This window comes from Modestobacter caceresii, assembly GCF_000761485.1.
Classification (GTDB): domain Bacteria; phylum Actinomycetota; class Actinomycetes; order Mycobacteriales; family Geodermatophilaceae; genus Modestobacter; species Modestobacter caceresii.
This window is the reverse complement of record NZ_JPMX01000118.1, coordinates 168,116-186,001: the sequence shown is the minus strand read 5'-3', so window position 1 is coordinate 186,001 and position 17,886 is coordinate 168,116. Positions and strand designations below refer to the sequence as shown.

The following is a 17,886-nucleotide window of genomic DNA, read 5'->3' as shown; positions in this document are numbered from 1 at the left end:
GGCGCCGGTGCGTCAGCCTCCGACGTGCTGCGCCGGTGCCGCCTGCTTCTTCGGCGGCATGGTGCGGACCAGCCGCCGGTTGGCGAACTCGAACATGCCCAGCTCGGAGAGCTCACGGCCGTAGCCCGACCGCTTCACCCCGCCGAAGGGCAGCTCCGCGGAGGAGCCCGAGGGCTGGTTGATCCAGACCATCCCGGACTCCAGCCGGTCGGCGACCGCCCGGGCGCGCTCGGTGTCGCCGCTGTAGACGGCTGCCGACAGGCCGAAGTCGCTGTCGTTGGCCAGCGCGACGGCCTCGTCGGCGTCCTTCACCCGGTAGACGACGGCCGCGGGGCCGAAGAGCTCCTCGTGGTAGGCCCGCATCTCCGGGGTGACGTCGGCCAGCAGCGTGGCCTCGACGAAGGCGCCGTCGTGCTCGGGGCGGTTGCCGCCGGCCAGCACGGTGGCCCCCTTGTCCACGGCGTCCTGGATCTGCGCGGCGAGGTCCTGCGCGGCCCGCTCGGTGGACAGCGGGCCCAGCGTCGTGGCCGGGTCGGCCGGGTCGCCGGGGGTGAAGCTGCCGAAGGCCTGCTGCAGGCCGGCGACGACGTCGTCGTAGACCTCGTCGAGCACGATGATCCGCTTCGCCGCGATGCAGGCCTGGCCGGTGTTGGCCATCCGGGCCATGGTCGCGGCCTTCACCGTGCGCCCCAGGTCAGGGGCGTCGAGCACGATGAACGGGTCGCTGCCGCCGAGCTCCAGCACCGACTTCTTGAGGTGCTTGCCGGCGAGCTGGGCCACGCTCGCCCCGGCCCGCTCGCTACCGGTCAGCGTCACGCCCTGCACCCGCCGGTCGGCGATGACCTGCTCGACGTCGGCGATCCGCAGGAACAGGTTGGTGTAGACGCCCTCCGGGGCCCCGGCGTCCCGGAACAGCTGCTCCAGGGCCAGCGCGCACTGCGGGTTGTTCTCCGCGTGCTTGAGCAGGACGGTGTTGCCCAGGGTCAGGTTCGGGCCGGCCACCCGCACCACCTGGTACAGCGGGTAGTTCCACGGCTCGATCGCCAGCAGGACGCCGATCGGCTCGTTGACCACCTCGGCCTCGCCGCCGCCCATCACGTCGATCGGCTTCGGCTCCAGGAAGCGCGGGCCGTTGGTGGCGTAGTACTCGAGGATGCTGGCGGCCAGTTGCACCTCACCGGCGGCCTCCTGGATCCGCTTGCCCATCTCCCGGGTGATCAGGGCGGCGAACTCGTCCTGCCGCTCGCGCATCAGCTCGGCGGCCCGGCCGACGACGGCGGCGCGCTCCTCCACCGACCGGCGGCGCCAGTCGCCGAAGGCGGCGTGGGCCTGCTCTACCACGCCGTCGATGGCGTCGGTCTCCAGGAAGGGGAACTCCTTCTCCGTCTTCCCGGTGTAGGGGTTCACCGTCGCGTACGGGCGTGCGCCTGCGTCGCTGGCGGTCTTCGGCTGCTCTGTCGAGGGAGCCTGGGTGGTCGTCACGTGATGTGCCCTCCGTCGTGCTTCGTCGCGGTGCGTCGGGTCTGTGTCCCCGTCCTACCCCGCTCACCCCGGGTGACGCACGGCGGGTCGTCGGTGGGCGCACCTAGGCTCGGTGAGGTCGTCGTCCGGGAGGAGCCCCGCATGTGTGGTCGCTACGCCGCCAGTCGCCGCCCGGAGGACCTGGCGCTGGAGTTCGAGGCCGTCCCGGTCGAGGGCCAGGCGCCGTTGCCGGCCGACCACAACGTCGCCCCCACCAAGGACGTGTACGTGGTGCGGCACAAGAAGGAGCGCGACGCCGAGGGGGCGCTCACCGGCGGCGGGCACCGCGAGCTCCGGGCCGTGCGCTGGGGCCTGGTGCCCTCCTGGGCCAAGGACGTCTCGGTCGGCAACCGGATGCTCAACGCCCGGGTCGAGTCGCTCGCCGAGAAGCCCGCGTTCCGTACCGCCGCGGCGAGCCGGCGCTGCCTGGTCCCGGCCGACGGCTGGTACGAGTGGGCGCCCCGCCACGACCGCCCCGGGAAGCAGCCGTTCTACGTCACCCCGGAGGACGGCTCCGGGCTCGCCTTCGCCGGGCTCTGGGAGGTGTGGGGCCGGGGTGAGGACCGGCTGTACAGCTGCACCGTGGTCACCGCCCCCGCGGTCGGCGCGCTCACCGAGGTGCACCCCCGGATGCCGCTGGTGCTGCCGCCGGAACGCTGGGCGGAGTGGCTGGACCCGGCCCGCGAGGACGTCACCGAGCTGGCCGGCCCGACGCCGCCGGAGTACGTCGAGCGGCTGGAGATCCGCCCGGTCGGCGCGGCCGTGGGCAACGTGGCCAACAACGGGCCGCAGCTGACCGCGCGGGTGGAGTCGGTCAGCGAGCCCGCCGACCAGCCCGCCCTGTTCTGACCGTCCCCCGATCCCCGAGGTGAGCCCGCTGGACCCCCACCCGACCACCGCGTCGACGACCCCGGACACGGCCGAGGAGCCCACCCGTCCCGGCTCCCGGGCGCTGCCCGACTGGATCGCCGCCGGCGTCACCTTCCTGTCCTCCGGGGCGGTGCTCGTGCTCGAGGTCGTCGGCCTGCGGCTGATCGCGCCCTACGTCGGGATCACCGTGCAGACCAGCACCGCGGTCATCGGGTTCGCGCTGGCCGCGATCGCCGTCGGCGCCTGGGCCGGGGGCGCCGCCGCCGACCGCACCGACCCGCGCCGGCTGATCGCGCCGCTGATGGTGGCCGGCGGTGCCCTGATCGTGGCGGTGCTGCCCCTGGTGCGGTTCGCCGGTGCGCTGTTCACCGGCGCCGCGGCCGGGAACGTGCTGCTGCTGGCCGCGCTGGCCGTCGTCGTCCCGGCGGCGCTGCTGTCCGCCGTCCCGCCGATGATCGTCGCGCTGCAACTGGGCAGCCTGGCGCAGACCGGCTCGGTCGTCGGCCGGCTGTCGGGCATCGGCACCATCGGCGGCATCGTGGCGACGTTCTCCACCGGCTTCCTGCTGATCGCGGTGCTCCCCAGCAGCGTGATCCTGGTCGGCACCGGGCTGCTCGTCGTCCTGGTCGGGGTGGCCCTCGCGGTGCTCCTGCGCCGCCGCACCCCCGAGATGACCGGCCGGTTGCCCGTCGGGCTGCTGGCCCTGGCCGTGGCCGCCCCGGTGCTGGCCGCGGTGGCACCGACGCCCTGCGAACGGGAGACCGCCTACCACTGCGCCCGGGTGGTGGCCGACCCCCAGCGCGACACCGGGCGGGTGCTGCTGCTGGACACCCTGCGGCACTCCTACGTCGACCTCGAGGACCCGACGTACCTGGAGTTCGAGTACGTCCAGGCCATCGCCTCGGTCACCGACGCGCTGGCCCCGGCGGGCGAACCGCTGTCGGCGCTGCACGTCGGTGGCGGGGGGCTGACGCTGCCGCGCTACCTGGCCGAGGTGCGGCCGGGCACGCTGAGCCGGGTGCTCGAGGTCGACCCCGGCGTCGTCGCGATCGACGAGCAGGAGCTGGGGCTGGAGACCTCCGACGAGCTCGAGGTGCAGGTCGGTGACGGCCGGGTCGGGCTGGAGGCGGAGGAAGCCGGGGAACGGGACCTCGTCGTCGGTGACGCCTTCGGCGGGTTGTCGGTGCCGTGGCAGCTGACCACCGTGGAGGCGCTGCGCCTGGTCGACGGGGCACTGGCCGAGGACGGCGTCTACGCGGTCAACCTGATCGACCACCCGACGCTGTCGTTCGTGCGGGCGGAGCTGGCGACCGTGCAGCAGGTGTTCGACCACGTGCTCCTGCTGGCCCGGGCGCCGGTGCTGGCCGGGGAGGACGGCGGGAACGTGGTCGCGGTCGCCTCGCAGCGTCCGCTGCCGTCGGCGGGGATCGCCGCCGCACTGGCCGAGCGTGGGCTCGCCTGGCAGGTGGCCGAGGGACCCGAGCTCGACCGGTTCATCGGGGACGCCGACGTCCTCACCGACGACTTCGCGCCGGTCGACCAGCTGCTCACCCCCTACGGCTGACCCCCGCCGGCCCCCGGCAGGGGCCGCGGCGCGCCCGAGCCGCGGGGGAGCGGAGGCCCGTCAGCCGAGACGGGCGATGGCGGCGGTCCGGGCCCGGGTCAGCCGCACCAGGTCCGCCGGCGAGAGCTCCACCTGGAGCCCGCGGCGTCCCGCGCTGACCAGCACCGTCGGGAAGGTCAGCGCACTGTCGTCCACCACGGTCGGCAGCGCCTTCCGCTGACCCAGCGGGCTGATCCCACCCCGCACGTAGCCGCTGCTCCGCTCGGCGTCGGCCGGGTCGGCCATGGTGGCCTTCCGCCCGCCCGCGGCGGTGGCCAGTGCCTTGAGGTCCAGCTGGCCGCTGACCGGTACGACGGCGACGGTGAGCGCCCCGTCGACCCGGGCGACCAGGGTCTTGAACACCTGGGCCGGATCGGCGCCGAGGGCGGCCACCGCCACCTCGCCGTAGCCGTGTCCGTCCGCGCCGTCTGCCGGGTCGTACTCGTGCAGGGAGTACCGAGCCCGCGCCTGGTCCAGGGTCCGCACCGCTGGTGTCGCTGCCACGGCGCAGCAGCCTAGGGCGGCCCGGCCGGGTCGGGGAGCGGTTTCCCCGACGGACCGACCCGGGTGGGGAATCGAGCCCGGGTGCGTGCCGTTGCACCGACCGTGAGCAGCACAGTCCCGGGCGCCCCGGCGCGCATCGCGCGCAGTTCCGCGCCCGCCCGCCGTCCCCCCGGCCGCCCCGGCCGCACCCGGCTAGGATCGAGCGACGTGGTCGCCCGTTCCCGGGCGCCGCAGAGAGGACGGTCGGTGCCCGAGGAGCCCGCGATCGACAGCCCCGTCGTCGAGACGGCGAAGCCCGATGAGACGCCGGAGGCGCGCGCTGACGGCAGTCGTGCCGAGCTCGCCGAGACCCGGGCCCAGCGCGACGCCCGCTTCGAGCGCGACGCCCTGCCCTACCTGGACCAGCTGTACCCGGCGGCGCTGCGGATGACCCGCAACCCCGCCGACGCCGAGGACCTGGTGCAGGAGACCTTCGTCAAGGCGTACTCCGCCTTCCACCAGTTCGCCGAGGGCACCAACCTCAAGGCGTGGCTGTACCGGATCCTGACGAACACCTACATCAACAGCTACCGCAAGAAGCAGCGCCAGCCGCAGCAGTACCCCACCGAGCAGGTGCAGGACTGGCAGCTCTACGCCGCCGAGGAGCACACCTCCAGCGGCCTGCGCTCCGCTGAGATGGAGGCGCTGGACCACCTGCCCGACACCGACATCAAGGAGGCGCTGCAGCAGCTGCCGGAGGACTTCCGGCTCGCGGTCTACCTCGCCGACGTCGAGGGGTTCGCCTACAAGGAGATCGCCGAGATCATGGGCACGCCCATCGGCACGGTGATGTCCCGCCTGCACCGCGGTCGACGGGGTCTGCAGAAGCTGCTGGCCGACTACGCCCGGGACCGTGGCTTCGTCGCGGCCGGAGCTGCTGAGGAGGCGACCCGCTCATGAGCACCGACGCTCACGACGGCGCCCGGCACGACCTCCACGGCGAGGAGGTCACCTCCTGCGACGACGTGCTCTCCCACGTCTTCGAGTTCCTCGACCACGAGACCGACGACGCCCGGCGCGCGGTCATCGCCGAGCACCTCGAGGACTGTTCGCCCTGTCTGCGCCAGTTCGGCATCGAGCAGGAGTTCAAGGCGCTGGTGCGCCGCCGCTGTGGCGGTGACCCCACGCCGATGGGCCTGCGCGACCGGATCAAGGTGCAGCTGACGACCGTCTCGTTCGAGGAGGACGGCACCCAGGTGCGCGTCGAGAAGGCCAGCATCGAGACGACGACCTTCGAGACGACGAGCTTCGAGACCCGCGGCGAGCTCCCGGAGGAGCGCCCCACCGCCTGACGGCGGCGGAGCGCTCTCCGGCCCCCCTTGCAGGGACCCACCGCGAGCTTGCGAGTGGGGGCAAGGGGGTCCTTCTTCAGGCGTTGGGGCGCTTGCCGTGGTTGGCGCCGCTCTTCTTGCGGGCGCGCCGCTTGCGTCCACGCTTGGACATGGCTGCCCCTCCTCTCTGTGCTCCACCCGGGCGGGGGCCCGGCTGCTGATCGGTCCCGGCGCGGGATGCAGAGCACCCCGGCACCGGCCAAGCTGACCCTGCAAGGCTCTCACGGGTGGGCCCGGCACCGTGCGCTGGTGCACGGTCGGGACCAGCGGTGGGACGGGCCATCGGCAGGAGGCCGGCGCAGCCGGTGAGCGCAGGACGCCGGCGCAGCCGGGAAGAGGAGACGACGTGGTCCAGGCAGTCGACAGCGTGCTCGTGGCCGGCCGGGGGCCGATGGCCTGCGCGGTGATCCGGGCGTGCGGCCGGCTGGGCGTGAAGGCCGTGGCCGTGTACTCGGAGGCGGAACGCGACGCCCGGCACGTGCGGATGGCCGACGAGTCCGTGCTGCTGGGTCCTGCGCCGGCAGCGGAGTCGTACCTGGACGTGCGCCGGCTGGTGGAGGCCGCTCGCCGCACGCGGGTCGACGCGGTGCTGCCCGTCCCCCCGGCCCTGGCCGGGAACGCACGGCTGGCCGCAGCGGTGGCCGACGCCGGGCTGGGCTGGATCGGGCCGGAGGCCGGGGTGCTCGAGCGCCTCGGCGGTGACGGCGTCGAGCCGGCCAGTGAGCGTGGCTTCCTGGCCTGGGTCAGTGCCGAGGGGCTGCACCACGTCACCCCGGTGCTGCGTGACCGCGCCGGCGGCACCCCACGGGTCTCCTGGACGCCCCCCGACGGGCTGGGATCACTGCCCGCGGCCGCCCGGCGGCTCCCCGAGCTCGGCTGGCGCGGGCTGGTCACGGTGGGCATCGACCCTGGCGGGGAGCTGGCCGAGGTGGCGGCGGGCTTCTCCCTGGACATGGCCGTGCTCGAGCGGGCACACGGGCTGGACGCCGTCGCGCTCGCGCTGGGCAGGGTGTCCGGCACGCCGGCGGGCGGGGCCCTGGACGCTGCCGAGGGGCCGCCGTACGCCGGCCTCGCCGTCCAGCTGCGGTCGACGCTGCCACCGGGCACTGCGGGACGGGTCACCGGCCGGCTGCCCGACGTCGTGGTCGCTGACCGGCGGGCGGCCGGGGACGCCCAGCTGGTCGCGGTGAGCGGCTACGACGCAGGCGACCGGCTCGACGGCTGGTACGACGCACTGCTGGCCACGGTGAGCGCCGCCGGCCCCGATGCGGCGAGCGCCGCGCGGGCGGCGACGGAGCTCCTCGCCGGTCTCCCGGAGACCGGCGTCCCGCACGACGGTGCGGCCGTCTGCGACGTGCTGCAGCGCATCGCCGGTGCGCTCGTCCCCGACTGCACCTGACCGCTGCTCGGCATGGTGCGGTGCAGGCCCCCATGCGTGCTTTCATGAGCACACCGTCGGCTCAGGCGGATCGTGGCGGGTCAGGGAAGAGGGGGCGCCGGTGGCGGTCGAGGAGATCCACGCCGAGATGGTCTCCAGCGTGTGGAAGGTGCTCGTGGCCCCCGGTGCGGAGGTCGCCGCCGGTGACACGCTGGTCATCCTCGAGTCGATGAAGATGGAGATCCCGGTGCTCAGTGAGCGCGCCGGCACGATCGGCGAGCTGCACGTGGTCGAGGGCGAGGTGCTCCAGGAGGGCGACCTCATCGCCACCGTCGTCCCGGCGTAGCGACCCCGGGCGGGGGAGGACGGGGCCCGTCAGGCCAGGTCGAGGGAGTAGACCCGGAGGTCGATGCCGGGCACCGGCGCCCAGTCCCGCTCCGGCAGCCGGGTGAAGCCGAGGTGGGCGTAGAGCCGGTGCGCTGCGGTCATCCGCTCGCCCGTGGACAGCACCATCCGTCGTTTGCCGGCGGACCGGGCCCGGTCCAGGCAGGCGCGCACGAGCGCCGCCCCGATGCCCTGGCCGCGCGCTCCGGGGTCGACCGCCAGCATCCGGAACGCCGCCTCGTCCGGGGACTCGACGACCTCGCCGAAGTCCCCGGACAGCACCAGCGCCACGCTGCCCACGATGCGCCCGTCGTGGTCGCGGGCCACCAGCAGCTCCGCGCGGTCCGCCCGCCCCGCCACGTCGGCCAGCTGGGGCAGGTACTCGGCCGGTGCGAGGTCCTCGGCTGCGTAGGCGGCCACGGTGAGCTCGGCGATGCGGGCGTGGTCCGCGGGCCCGGCCGGGCCGACGACGGGTGCGGGGATGGCCACCGGAGCAGGGTAGACAAAGGCCCCTGTCCCACTCCTCCCTCGCAGGCTCGGGTGAGCCTCCGGACAGGGCCGTAGGCTCCGGCTCACGATGAGCAGCCTGTCCGAACGTCTCACCCGTGGCTCGGCCAGCCCGTCCCAGGTCGACCACGCGCGCCGGCTGGTGGCCGACTGGCAGCTGCTGGCCGACCTCTCCTTCGCCGACCTCACGCTGTGGGTGCCGCTGCAGACCGGGGCCTGGTGGTGCGTGGCCCAGGTGCGCCCGCTGACGGCGCCCACGAGCCAGCCGGAGGACCTGGTGGGCAGTGAGGCCACCGGGGCGGACGCCGAGCCGCTGGTGCGTGCGCAGCGGGAGGGGCGGCCGATCACCGACGGCGATCCCGACTGGTCGGGGGCGAGCCCCCGCCGTCGGGAGGTCATCCCCGTCCGGCACGACGGTGCGGTGGTCGCGGTGCTGGCCAAGGACACCAACCTGGCGGCGACCCGGTCGCCGTCGACCCTGGAGCTCACCTACCTCGACATCGCCGCGGACCTCTCGTTGATGGTGGCGGCCGGCACCTTCCCGCCGCGCATGCTGGACGACGCGGAGATGAGCCCGCGGGTGGGCGACGGGCTGGTCCGGCTGAACGGCACCGGGCACGCGGTCTACGCCAGCCCGAACGCCCTGTCGGCCTACCGGCGGATGGGGGTGACCGGGGACGTCGTCGGGTCCGACCTGGGCGAGGTGACCCGGCAGGTCTCGGCGGACCGGGTGGCCGGTGAGGCCGTGGCCGCGAGCATCGCCGCAGCGGTGGCCGGCCGGTTCCCCGAGCCGATGGACGTGGAGAACGACGCGGCCACCATGCTGGTCCGAGCCCTGCCGCTGCAGGCCCCCGGCGGTGAGGAGGGCGCGCTGGTGCTGGTCCGCGACGTCACCGACGTGCGCCGCCGGGACCGCGCGCTGATGACCAAGGACGCCACCATCCGGGAGATCCACCACCGGGTGAAGAACAACCTGCAGACCGTGGCCGCGCTGCTGCGGCTGCAGGCCCGGCGGATGACCGAGCCGGCGGCCCGGGCGGCGCTGGAGGAGTCGGTGCGCCGGGTGGCCTCGATCGCGGTGGTCCACGAGACGCTGGCCGGCAGCCGGGAGGACGTCGTCGAGGTCGACGACGTCCTCGACCAGGTGCTGCCGATGCTCGGTGACGTGACGTCGGTGGGGCCGGCCGCCCGGATCACCCGCGACGGCGTGATCGGGGAGCTGCCCGCGGCGTGTGCGACGCCGTTGGTGATGGCGGTGACCGAACTGCTGCACAACGCGGCCGAGCACGCGTTCGACGACGGCGAGCCGGGGACGATCGTGCTCGCTGCCGAGCGGACGGGCGACGACCTGGTGGTCCGGGTCCGCGACGACGGGCGCGGGCTGCCGCCGGGCTTCGATCCGGCGGCCAGCACCGGGCTCGGGCTGCAGATCGTGCGGACGCTGGTGACCAGCGAGCTGCACGGGACGCTGGAGATGGGACCGCCGGCGGACGGCGGCCCGGGGACCGAGGCGGTGCTCAGCCTCCCGGGCGCCGGCCGGCCCCGCCGCTGAACGACAGCAGGGACCGCTCCGGTCACGGAGCGGTCCCTGCTGTCGTTCAGCCCCGTCCGGAGGCTCACCCTGAGCGTGCGAAGGGAGAGGGGGACGGGGTCCTTCTTCAGGCGGTGCGGACCCGGGTGCGCGCGGTACGGCGCTTCAAGGCACGGCGCTCGTCCTCGGACAACCCGCCCCAGACCCCGGAGTCCTGGCCCGAGCTCAGCGCCCAGTCCAGACAGGACTCGACGACCGGGCAACGGCCGCACACAGCCTTGGCCTGCTCGATCTGGACGACTGCCGGGCCCGTCGTCCCGATCGGGAAGAAGAGCTCCGGGTCTTCGTCCCGGCAGAGCGCGCGGTGGCGCCAGTCCATGGCGGTGTACTCCTCGATCTCGTCAGGGTGTCCGGTCGTCGGTCCGAAGACCGCCCCCGCAGGTCCGTGCGCTGATGTCAGCACGAAGAACGACGACCGCCTGCTGTGTTACCAGCAGGTTGCTTGCTTGTGATGCTTTCACGAGTAGACGCACTGTCAAGCAGTTCGCCGGGCGTCGGCGGGGCTCGTGAGCAACCTCACCACGCCGGGCGGGGCCTCGCCACTCCGTCCTACCGCACCCGGCGCGTCCCTGCATCACCCAGCGGGGGCCAGGACCGAGCGCTCGGTCACACGACGACGCGCAGCGCGTCCGGGACCGACCGCACGCGCAGCCCGGTGGCGGTGCCCAGGTGGTCACCGTCGAGCTGCCACCCCTGCGGGCGGGTCGACGTCAGGGTCAGTTCCCCGAGGTCGTGCCAGCGGTGCACCCCGCGGCCCCGGGCGTCCGGCCGGGCGGCCATGGTCTGGCGCACGTGGTGCAGCATCCGCACCACGCCGACGCGGCCCATCGCGAAGAGGTCCAGCCCGGTGTCGAAGGACGCCTCGGGGCTCGGGTCGATGGGCCGGGCCCCCAGGTAGGTCCACGGGCTGACGTTGGAGACCAGGGCGAGGAACAGCCCGTCGACGGGGGCCGCGCCGGGCAGCTGGAGCGTCATCGGCGGACGACGGCGGTCCCGGCCCAGCAGGAAGGCGTTGACCCCGGCCCCGATGTAGAGGCTGCCGGTGGACCGCCGTCCCCGCGCGCGCTGGGCCTCGACCCGGGAGATCACGTCGGCGTCGAAGCCCATGCCCGCGGCGAAGACGAACCACCGGGGCGTGGTCCAGCCCTCCGTCGCGCCCGCTCCGCCGGCGCGGGCCTCCGCGGTCCCGAGGGACACCAGGCGGGTGCGGCCGGCGCGCAGCGAGTCGAGGATCTCCCCGGTCGCCTCCACCGGGTCGCGGGAACGGCCGAGCGCGCGGGCGAAGACGTTGGTCGAGCCGCCCGGCACGACGGCGAGCATCGGCACGTCGGGCCCCGGGCCGGCCGTGAGCAACCCGTTGGCTGCCTCGTTGACCGTGCCGTCGCCCCCGAGGGTCACGACGAGGTCGATCCCGTCCGCGGTGGCCTGGGCGGCGAGCTCCCGGGCATGACCGCGGTGGGCGGTCTCGGCCAGCTCGAGGTCCAGCTCACTGGACAGTGCGCGGACCAGCACGTCGCGGACCTTGCGGGTGGTGGTCGTGGCCGCCGGGTTCGCCACCAGCAGGGCACGCATGCCGCCCAACATATCCAGCGGCTCCGGGCCGGCCGCGCGGCACGTCCGGTGCGGCGGCTCGCGCGGTGCCCGCGGGTAACCTCGACGGCGTGTCAGGTCAGGACGGACAGATCCCGGGCCGCCGTCGGCCGAGGGCGGAGGGCCTGCTCGGGAGGGCGGCGCAGCCGACCGCACCGCGCCCGCAGCGGGAGCGCCAGGAGGCACCGACCGCCGTCCGGCGGGCCGCCCTGGTGGTCGCCGTGGAGGCGCTCGCGCTGACGGTCCTCGCGCTCGTGCTGCTGGTGCTGACGCTGACCGGCTCGCCGGACAGCGTGGGCCGTGCGCTGGCCGAGGTGGTCTACGTCGGGCTGGGGGCGGGGCTGCTCGCTGCCGCCGCGGTCGGGCTGTGGCGGGTGTCCGGCTGGGCCCGCGGTCCGGTCATCGTGCTGCAGATCCTGCTGGGCCTGCTGGGCTACAACGCGGCCTTCGAGGCGCAGCAGCCGCTGCTGGGCCTGCCGGTGCTGGCCCTGGTGGCGACCGAGCTCTGGCTGCTGGCCACCCCCGAGGCGCGGCTGGCCTTCTTCGAACGCTGAGGGAGGCCCCCGCTGACCCGGGGGCCGGCTCGCCCTAGATGAGCTCGATGACCTCGGCGATCGAGGGCAGCACCCGGCTGGGCCGGAAGGGGAAACGGCTGACGTCCTCGGCGCGGGTGGAGCCGGTGAGCACCAGGATGGTGTCCAGCCCCGCCTCGATGCCGGCGACGACGTCGGTGTCCATCCGGTCACCGATCATCGTGGTGGACTCCGAGTGCGCCTCGATGCGGTTCATCGCGCTGCGGAACATCATCGGGTTGGGCTTGCCGACGAAGTACGGCTCCGCCCCGGTGGCCTTGGTGATCATCGCCGCCACCGAGCCGGTCGCGGGCAGCGGGCCCTCCGGGGAGGGGCCGGTGACGTCGGGGTTGGTGGCGATGAACCGGGCGCCGGCGCCGACCAGCCGGACCGCCTGGGTGATCGCCTCGAAGGAGTAGGTGCGGGTCTCCCCGAGGACGACGTAGTCCGGGTCGGTGTCGGTCATCGTGTACCCCGCCTCGTGCAGCGCGGTGGTCAGGCCCGCCTCACCGATGACGTAGGCCGAGCCGCCGGGCAGCTGGGAGGCCAGGAAGTCCGCCGTGGCCAGGGCCGAGGTCCAGATCGCCTCCTCCGGCACGTCCAGGCCGCTGCGGGCCAGCCGGGCGGACAGGTCGCGCGGGGTGAAGATCGAGTTGTTGGTCAGCACCAGGAACCGGCGGTTGCGCTCCACCAGCCGGGCCAGGAAGTCGGCCGCGCCGGGCAGCGCCTTCCCCTCGTGCACCAGCACGCCGTCCATGTCGGTCAGCCAGCACTCGGACTCGCCGCGTTCGGTGGTCACGCCGTTCTCCTGTCGGTCGGGTGGGTCAGCGACGTTCGGCCGCGAACCTGGTCAGGGCGTCATCGGTGAGCCGGAAGACCGTCCACCCGTCCATCGGCACGGCACCGGCGGCTCTGTAGAAGTCGATGGACGGGGTGTTCCAGTCCAGGACGGACCACTCCAGCCGGGCGAAGCCGCGGGCCACGCACTCGTCGGCCAGCGTCCGGAGCAGTTCACGGCCGAGCCCCGTGCCGCGGTGCGCGGGGGAGACGTAGAGGTCCTCGAGGTACAGCCCGTGGGTGCCACGCCAGGTGGAGAAGTTGAGGAACCACAGGGCGAAGCCGGCGATCTCGGCGTCGTCCCCCGCTCCGGTCAGGGCCACGTGCCCGAACAGCGCCGGGGACTCCCCGAACAGCGCGGCGTGCAGCTGGTCGGCGGTCATCCGGGCCTCGTGCTCGGACTCCTCGTAGGCGGCGAGCTCACGGACCAGCCGCAGCACCGTCGGGACGTCGTCCGGCCGGACCCGGCGCACGCTCAGGACAGCACCTCCTTCACCCGTGCCGGGACGAGCCGGCCCAGTGGGGACAGCACCGGCATCACGAGCGGGGAGAGCAGGTAGCTGTAGGCGACCACGAGGCAGGTCACGGTCGGCACGGTGATCAGGCCGACGACGACCAGGACGACGGTGACGACCAGTCCGTAGGGCTTGCCGCTCTTCGGGCTGACCAGGGACCGGAACGAGCGGTAGCGGACGTTGCTGATCATCAGCAGCCCGGGGACGACGACCACCAGCAGCACCCACAGCCGGTCGCGGCCCTGCATCGCGTCGGCGAAGGCGTACACGCTGGCCAGCACCACGCCGGCCGCGCCGGGGCTGGGCAGGCCGGTGAAGAAGCGCTTGTCCGCCGTCGGGTCGATGGTGGTGTTGAAGCGGGCGAGCCGGATGGCCGCGCAGGCCACCCAGAGGAAGCAGACCACCCAGCCCAGGGCGTCGAGTTCGTCCCGGCCGTCGGAGAACAGGGCGAAGGCCAGCAGGGCCGGGGCCAGGCCGAAGGAGACCAGGTCGGCCAGTGAGTCGAACTGCAGGCCGAACGGTGAGACGGCGCCGACCAGCCGGGCGACCGCGCCGTCGGCGATGTCGAACACGACCGAGAGCGCGATCAGCAGACAGGCCAGCCGGTACTCGCCGCGGAACGCGACCAGGATGGCGCCGAAGCCGCACATCATGTTGGCGAGGGTGAACAGGCTGGGCAGCCACGAGCGAGCCCGCCGGCGCCCGCCGCGCACCGAACCACGGACGAACTCGACGGTGGTGGTGCGCCTCCCTGGCATCCGCCGGCTCCTCAGCTGGGCTGGGACCAGCGGGCGATGACGGTCTCCCCGCCCCGCACCCGCTGCCCCTTCGTGACGGTGACGGTGCACTCGGGTGGCACGAAGACGTCCATCCGGGACCCGAACTTCATCAACCCGATCCGGTCGCCGGTGGACACCTCCTGCCCGGGCACCACACGGGTGACGATCCGCCGGGCGAGCACGCCGACGATCTGCCGGAAGACGACCGTGCGGTCGCCGTCGCGCACCCACAGCTCGCTGCGCTCGTTGCGGTGCGCGCTCTCCGCGCGGTAGGCGGCCAGGAAGCTGCCCGGCGTGTACGTGGACTCCGTGATCCGGCCGCCGTAGGGCGCGCGGTTCACGTGCACGTCGACGACGGACAGGAAGACGCTGACCTGCTGCCAGTCGCCCTCGGGGGCCACGCCCGGCTGCGGCTCACCGGCGACCATGACGACGCCGTCGGCCGGGGAGAGCACGTCCTCGGGCGACGGTGGGACCGAGTCGCACCGCCGGTCGGGGTCGCGGAAGAAGACGGCCATGTACGCCGACAGGGCGAGGAGGGGCCACGCCAGAGCGCGGGCCCAGCGGAGACCGCTGCCCCGACCCAGGACGGTGGAGACCGCCGCAGAGGCCAGGGGAACGGCGAGGAAGGGCCAGCCGGCCCGGTCGATGCGCATCGCAGACCGAGGTTACCGGGACGACCGCGATGTGCCCCGACGGCTGGCTCAGGCGGGCGCCGAGGCGAGGTCTGGGTCGGCTCCCTGTTCGGTGCTGCGCCCGCGCGGGGGCCCGCCGTACCAGTCGAGGCAGATCATCGTGGCGTCGTCGCGGAGGTCGCCTCCCGTCTCGCGCAGTACGGCGGCGCCGAGGGCGTGGACGACCTCCCGCGGGTGCAGGTCCGCGGAGTCAGCCAGCGCCGAGGCGACATCGAGGTCCACCGCGTTGCGCTCCTGCATGCCGTCGGTGAGGAAGACGATCCGGTCACCCGGTTCCAGCGGGAAGGGCTGTACGTCGAAGGACTTGCCGGGAAGGACGCCGAACGGCGCCTCGACACGGAGGTCGATCTCCTCCACCCGGCCGGCGCGCAGCCGGAGCGGCAGGACGTGTCCGGCGTTGACGACCTGTGCCATTCCGGTGTGCAGGTCCACCCGCACGAGCTGGCCGGTGACGAACTGTCCCGGAGCAGAGTTCTCGGCCAGGGAGTCGTTGGCGTAGCGGGCCTGCTCGGCGAGGTCCAGGCCCTTCCGGCGCCCGTTGCGCAGACTGCCCACGAGCAGGGTGGCCAGGAGGGCCGCGGGCACCTGGTGGCCGACGGCGTCGGTGATCGACAGCTGGAGGGAATCCCGGTCGAGGGTGTAGTCGAAGGTGTCTCCGCCGACAGAGCTGGCCGGTTCCAGCCAGCCGGCGAGGGTGAACTGACCCGCCTCGCACGTGTAGGAGGCGGGAAGCAGACGGCGTTGGATCTCCGCAGCCAGCGCGAAGGGCGTGGACCGCTGGCCCACTCGAACACGTCGGTGTGCCGGCGCGCGGCGATGATGACGTACGCCAACGCGTGCGCGGCGCTCCCGACGTCGGCGACCTCCTTCGCCGAGGGGTGGTGGTTCAGCCGCAGCTCGATGACCCCGATGGCGTCGCCTCGGTCGGTGACCGGGACGATCATCCGGACTCCGTCGTCGAGGGCCCGGACGTCCGGCTGCTGGGTGCGCAGCACCTGCTCGTAGTCGGTGCCGGCCAACGGGATCGTCTCGGCCTGCTCCACGCCATGGCTGCGTGCTCCAGCGACCTGGTGGGCGGACGTGAGGCGGACCACGGCCCGGCCACTGAAGTCGGCGACGAGCAGGGTCACCGCCCGCGCGTCCACCATCTCGCCCAGCGCAGCCGACACGGCTTCCACGGCGTCGATCGGCGCCGCCGTCTCGACCTTCTCCAGCAGTGCGCCGACGTCGATCACGTGATCCTCCGAGCCGCGCATGGGACAGACCCTAGGCGCACGATCGCACCGAGGACCTGGATGACGAACGACGGCGCTGCCGGGCCGCCCCGTGGGGCGGCCCGGCAGCGCCGGTGGAACGTGGGAACTCTCAGGCCGCGGCCTTGGTCTCCCAGAAGATCCGGTCGATCTCGGCGATGTAGTCGAGCAGCTTCTGGCCCTCGGCCGGGTCCATGCTGCCCTTGCCGCCGGCGGCACCGGCCTGCTTGGTCGCCTTGTTGAACAGCTCGTGCAGCTGCGGGTACTTCTCGAAGTGCGGGGGCTTGAAGTAGTCGGTCCACAGCACCCACAGGTGGTGCTTGACCAGCTCGGCCCGCTGCTCCTTGATCAGGACGGCCCGGGTACGGAAGACCGGGTCCTCGTTGCCCTGGTACTTCTCCTGGATGCCCTTGACGCTCTCGGCCTCGATACGGGCCTGGGCCGGGTCGTAGACGCCGCAGGGGAGGTCGCAGTGCGCGGTGGCCTCCACGGCGGAGAACATGCGGAACAGACGCATGGGTGTGCCTCCGGGTTCGCGGGGATGGGTCTTCTGCGACCCTACCCGCGGTGATCAGCGAGAACACGTCGAGCAGCGGCAGTCCGGGGAGCCTCCCCGGGCTGCCGACCCGTTGGGTGCTGGCCCGGGTCGCCGGGCCGTCGATGGCCCCGACCGTGCGGCACGGGGACCGGCTGCTGGTCCGCCGGCTGCCTGCCGGAGCGCCGGTGCGGCCCGGCACCGTCGTCCTCGCCCGCTTCCCGACCCGGCCGGAGCTGCTGGTGGTCAAACGGGTGCGCCGGGACGTGCCCGGAGGGCACTGGGTGGAGGGGGACAACCCCCTGGTCACCGACGACTCGCGGGCGTTCGGGACGGCGGTCGTCGTCGGGCGGGTGGTGGCCCGGCTGTGGCCCCGGCCGGGGCGGCTGGCCGTGGCGCCGCCCGGCTGACCGCCCGGCTCAGCCGAGCCGCTGCAGCAGCGGGTCGACGAGCTCGTGCGCTGCGGTGTTCAGGTAGAGCAGGACGACGGTCGCCACCACGAACAGCGGGACGAGCACCGCCTTCTCCACGATCGCGCCGGTGCGCAGGCGCACCGGCGCCAGTCGGCTGCGCCGGACCAGCCAGAAGACCGGGACCGGCACCCCCTCCTTGGTCAGCCAGTCCCCGGCGATGTGGGTCAGGGTGCCGAGGACGACGGCCAGGGGGAGCCACCCGGGGGCCGGGCTGTGCGCGAGCAGCAGCCACGCACCGCCCCAGGAGAGGACGAGGTTGCCGATCACGGTGTTCTCCGCGCGACCGGGGATGACGAAGTGCAGGGCCCGCAGGGCCAGCCCGATCGCCAGGGCCAGCAGGAGCAGGCTGGACCAGCGGTGCCAGGTCGCCGCCGTGGCCAGCAGCCCGAAGGCCAGCGAGCCCAGGACGGCGTCGTGGGTGCCCCAGCGGTGTCCCCGCGCGATCGTGTTGACGAGCCCGGAGGGGACGTCGGTGAGCGGGCCCCACATCCCGGAGATCGTCGAACCGCGTTGGTCCAGGTCCGGGAGCATGGCGAACCCGCCGACGGCGGACACCCAGGCGACCTGGGCGACCGTGCCGTGCACCGGCACCCAGGGGAGCGTCGCGGCACCGGCCGCCAGACCGGAGAGAGCGTGTGAGTGACCGAGCACCTACGCAGCGTCTCCCCGCGTCGCCGTCATCCCGCGGAGGCGCGCGGTGGCCCGTCAGTCCTCGTCGACGTCGTCCGTGCCGCCCCGGGCCAGCCAGGTGGCCAGCCGCTCGACCGGCACCTCGAAGTCGGGGTGCTGGTCGACGAAGGCCTGGAGCTGGTCGGCCAGCCAGGAGAGCGAGACCTCTTCCTCGCCCCGCCGGCCGGCCAGCTCCTCGATGCCGCGATCGGTGAAGTACATCGTCGTGTCCTGCCGCGC

The 17,886-nt window shown here is 73.8% G+C and carries 24 protein-coding genes; 10 read left to right on the top strand and 14 right to left on the bottom strand.

The window, feature by feature from the left end:
* Positions 1–12: 12 nt before the first annotated feature.
* On the bottom strand, positions 13–1,482 hold the full coding sequence (locus tag IN07_RS21540; RefSeq protein ID WP_081975603.1) for an NAD-dependent succinate-semialdehyde dehydrogenase: 1,470 nt from the start codon (positions 1,480–1,482) through the stop codon (positions 13–15).
* Positions 1,483–1,623: 141 nt separating this feature from the next.
* On the opposite strand from IN07_RS21540, the gene IN07_RS21535 reads away from it, so the two are divergent.
* Positions 1,624–2,370 carry an SOS response-associated peptidase gene (locus IN07_RS21535; RefSeq protein WP_036340260.1) on the top strand — a complete coding sequence of 249 codons (747 nt, stop codon included), beginning with the start codon at positions 1,624–1,626 and terminating at the stop codon, positions 2,368–2,370.
* A gap of 19 nt (positions 2,371–2,389) precedes the next feature.
* A complete protein-coding gene (locus IN07_RS21530; protein ID WP_231558519.1) occupies positions 2,390–3,955 on the top strand; it encodes a fused MFS/spermidine synthase in 1,566 nt (521 codons plus the stop codon).
* A 60-nt stretch (positions 3,956–4,015) separates the two neighbouring features.
* Here IN07_RS21530 and ybaK read toward each other — a convergent pair whose 3' ends face one another.
* Positions 4,016–4,498: a Cys-tRNA(Pro) deacylase gene (gene ybaK / locus IN07_RS21525; protein WP_036340257.1), complete on the bottom strand. Its 483-nt coding sequence runs from the start codon at positions 4,496–4,498 to the stop codon at positions 4,016–4,018.
* A gap of 246 nt (positions 4,499–4,744) precedes the next feature.
* On the opposite strand from ybaK, the gene IN07_RS21520 reads away from it, so the two are divergent.
* The gene (locus IN07_RS21520; protein WP_036340254.1) at positions 4,745–5,437 is read left to right on the top strand and encodes a sigma-70 family RNA polymerase sigma factor; all 693 of its coding nucleotides are present in this window, start codon (positions 4,745–4,747) and stop codon (positions 5,435–5,437) included.
* Positions 5,434–5,829 (top strand): mycothiol system anti-sigma-R factor, encoded by a 396-nt coding sequence (rsrA, locus tag IN07_RS21515; protein ID WP_052091604.1) that lies wholly within the window; start codon positions 5,434–5,436, stop codon positions 5,827–5,829. Before IN07_RS21520 ends, rsrA begins: the two co-directional genes overlap by 4 nt.
* Positions 5,830–5,905: 76 nt before the next feature.
* Here rsrA and IN07_RS27010 read toward each other — a convergent pair whose 3' ends face one another.
* Complete coding sequence (locus IN07_RS27010; RefSeq protein ID WP_014742531.1) at positions 5,906–5,980, bottom strand: 50S ribosomal protein bL37; 75 nt, start codon at positions 5,978–5,980, stop codon at positions 5,906–5,908.
* A 234-nt stretch (positions 5,981–6,214) separates the two neighbouring features.
* On the opposite strand from IN07_RS27010, the gene IN07_RS21510 reads away from it, so the two are divergent.
* Together IN07_RS21510 and IN07_RS21505 are read left to right on the top strand one after the other, a co-directional pair.
* The gene (locus IN07_RS21510) at positions 6,215–7,267 is read left to right on the top strand and encodes a biotin carboxylase N-terminal domain-containing protein (RefSeq protein ID WP_036340252.1); all 1,053 of its coding nucleotides are present in this window, start codon (positions 6,215–6,217) and stop codon (positions 7,265–7,267) included.
* 100 nt (positions 7,268–7,367) lie between these two features.
* Positions 7,368–7,592: a biotin/lipoyl-binding carrier protein gene (locus tag IN07_RS21505; protein ID WP_081975602.1), complete on the top strand. Its 225-nt coding sequence runs from the start codon at positions 7,368–7,370 to the stop codon at positions 7,590–7,592.
* Positions 7,593–7,621: 29 nt separating this feature from the next.
* Here the strand turns inward: IN07_RS21505 and IN07_RS21500 are convergent, their stop codons facing one another.
* Positions 7,622–8,119: a GNAT family N-acetyltransferase gene (locus IN07_RS21500; RefSeq protein WP_231558518.1), complete on the bottom strand. Its 498-nt coding sequence runs from the start codon at positions 8,117–8,119 to the stop codon at positions 7,622–7,624.
* Between the two features lie 88 nt (positions 8,120–8,207).
* Here IN07_RS21500 and IN07_RS21495 point away from each other — a divergent pair, with 88 nt between their 5' ends.
* Positions 8,208–9,689, top strand: coding sequence for a sensor histidine kinase (locus IN07_RS21495; protein WP_036340249.1), 1,482 nt, complete (start codon positions 8,208–8,210; stop codon positions 9,687–9,689).
* Between the two features lie 106 nt (positions 9,690–9,795).
* Here the strand turns inward: IN07_RS21495 and IN07_RS21490 are convergent, their stop codons facing one another.
* Both IN07_RS21490 and IN07_RS21485 read right to left on the bottom strand, forming a co-directional pair.
* Entirely contained in the window at positions 9,796–10,047 is a 252-nt protein-coding gene (locus IN07_RS21490) for a WhiB family transcriptional regulator (protein ID WP_036340246.1), read from the bottom strand.
* Between the two features lie 287 nt (positions 10,048–10,334).
* Positions 10,335–11,300 carry a diacylglycerol/lipid kinase family protein gene (locus tag IN07_RS21485; RefSeq protein WP_036340567.1) on the bottom strand — a complete coding sequence of 322 codons (966 nt, stop codon included), beginning with the start codon at positions 11,298–11,300 and terminating at the stop codon, positions 10,335–10,337.
* Between the two features lie 89 nt (positions 11,301–11,389).
* Between IN07_RS21485 and IN07_RS21480 the strand changes: the two genes are divergently transcribed.
* Positions 11,390–11,872: a hypothetical protein gene (locus tag IN07_RS21480; protein WP_081975601.1), complete on the top strand. Its 483-nt coding sequence runs from the start codon at positions 11,390–11,392 to the stop codon at positions 11,870–11,872.
* A 34-nt stretch (positions 11,873–11,906) separates the two neighbouring features.
* On the opposite strand, the gene IN07_RS21475 is transcribed toward IN07_RS21480, so the two are convergent.
* Genes IN07_RS21475 through IN07_RS26555 form a run of 5 tightly spaced genes read right to left on the bottom strand, consistent with a single transcriptional unit; the run spans position 11,907 to position 15,502 of the window.
* Complete coding sequence (locus IN07_RS21475; protein ID WP_197058591.1) at positions 11,907–12,689, bottom strand: HAD-IIA family hydrolase; 783 nt, start codon at positions 12,687–12,689, stop codon at positions 11,907–11,909.
* Between the two features lie 25 nt (positions 12,690–12,714).
* Entirely contained in the window at positions 12,715–13,200 is a 486-nt protein-coding gene (locus IN07_RS21470; RefSeq protein WP_231558517.1) for a GNAT family N-acetyltransferase, read from the bottom strand.
* Positions 13,201–13,202: 2 nt separating this feature from the next.
* Positions 13,203–14,000, bottom strand: a complete 798-nt coding sequence (pssA, locus tag IN07_RS21465) for a CDP-diacylglycerol--serine O-phosphatidyltransferase (RefSeq protein ID WP_036340241.1) — start codon at positions 13,998–14,000, stop codon at positions 13,203–13,205.
* Between the two features lie 11 nt (positions 14,001–14,011).
* Entirely contained in the window at positions 14,012–14,677 is a 666-nt protein-coding gene (locus IN07_RS21460; protein WP_036340238.1) for a phosphatidylserine decarboxylase, read from the bottom strand.
* A gap of 48 nt (positions 14,678–14,725) precedes the next feature.
* On the bottom strand, positions 14,726–15,502 hold the full coding sequence (locus tag IN07_RS26555; RefSeq protein ID WP_231558516.1) for a PP2C family protein-serine/threonine phosphatase: 777 nt from the start codon (positions 15,500–15,502) through the stop codon (positions 14,726–14,728).
* 294 nt (positions 15,503–15,796) lie between these two features.
* On the opposite strand from IN07_RS26555, the gene IN07_RS26550 reads away from it, so the two are divergent.
* Positions 15,797–15,955 carry a hypothetical protein gene (locus tag IN07_RS26550; RefSeq protein WP_231558515.1) on the top strand — a complete coding sequence of 53 codons (159 nt, stop codon included), beginning with the start codon at positions 15,797–15,799 and terminating at the stop codon, positions 15,953–15,955.
* Positions 15,956–16,081: 126 nt separating this feature from the next.
* Here IN07_RS26550 and sodN read toward each other — a convergent pair whose 3' ends face one another.
* Positions 16,082–16,486: a superoxide dismutase, Ni gene (gene sodN / locus IN07_RS21450; protein ID WP_036340236.1), complete on the bottom strand. Its 405-nt coding sequence runs from the start codon at positions 16,484–16,486 to the stop codon at positions 16,082–16,084.
* A gap of 50 nt (positions 16,487–16,536) precedes the next feature.
* Between sodN and IN07_RS21445 the strand changes: the two genes are divergently transcribed.
* Positions 16,537–16,914, top strand: coding sequence for a S26 family signal peptidase (locus IN07_RS21445; RefSeq protein ID WP_036340234.1), 378 nt, complete (start codon positions 16,537–16,539; stop codon positions 16,912–16,914).
* A 9-nt stretch (positions 16,915–16,923) separates the two neighbouring features.
* Here the strand turns inward: IN07_RS21445 and IN07_RS21440 are convergent, their stop codons facing one another.
* Together IN07_RS21440 and IN07_RS21435 are read right to left on the bottom strand one after the other, a co-directional pair.
* On the bottom strand, positions 16,924–17,628 hold the full coding sequence (locus IN07_RS21440; protein ID WP_036340232.1) for a metal-dependent hydrolase: 705 nt from the start codon (positions 17,626–17,628) through the stop codon (positions 16,924–16,926).
* A 54-nt stretch (positions 17,629–17,682) separates the two neighbouring features.
* A complete protein-coding gene (locus IN07_RS21435; RefSeq protein WP_036340230.1) occupies positions 17,683–17,868 on the bottom strand; it encodes a DUF6104 family protein in 186 nt (61 codons plus the stop codon).
* Positions 17,869–17,886 lie beyond the last annotated feature (18 nt).

Excerpts from the sequence above, each read along its gene's own strand:
- IN07_RS21495 (WP_036340249.1), top strand. The coding sequence starts at position 8,208 with ATGAGCAGCCTGTCCGAACGTCTCACCCGTGGCTCGGCCAGCCCGTCC.
- IN07_RS21485 (WP_036340567.1), bottom strand. The coding sequence starts at position 11,300 with ATGCGTGCCCTGCTGGTGGCGAACCCGGCGGCCACGACCACCACCCGC.
- sodN (WP_036340236.1), bottom strand. The coding sequence starts at position 16,486 with ATGCGTCTGTTCCGCATGTTCTCCGCCGTGGAGGCCACCGCGCACTGC.
- rsrA (WP_052091604.1), top strand. The coding sequence starts at position 5,434 with ATGAGCACCGACGCTCACGACGGCGCCCGGCACGACCTCCACGGCGAG.
- IN07_RS21460 (WP_036340238.1), bottom strand. The coding sequence starts at position 14,677 with ATGCGCATCGACCGGGCCGGCTGGCCCTTCCTCGCCGTTCCCCTGGCC.
- pssA (WP_036340241.1), bottom strand. The coding sequence starts at position 14,000 with ATGCCAGGGAGGCGCACCACCACCGTCGAGTTCGTCCGTGGTTCGGTG.
- IN07_RS21490 (WP_036340246.1), bottom strand. The coding sequence starts at position 10,047 with ATGGACTGGCGCCACCGCGCGCTCTGCCGGGACGAAGACCCGGAGCTC.
- IN07_RS21535 (WP_036340260.1), top strand. The coding sequence starts at position 1,624 with ATGTGTGGTCGCTACGCCGCCAGTCGCCGCCCGGAGGACCTGGCGCTG.
- IN07_RS21435 (WP_036340230.1), bottom strand. The coding sequence starts at position 17,868 with ATGTACTTCACCGATCGCGGCATCGAGGAGCTGGCCGGCCGGCGGGGC.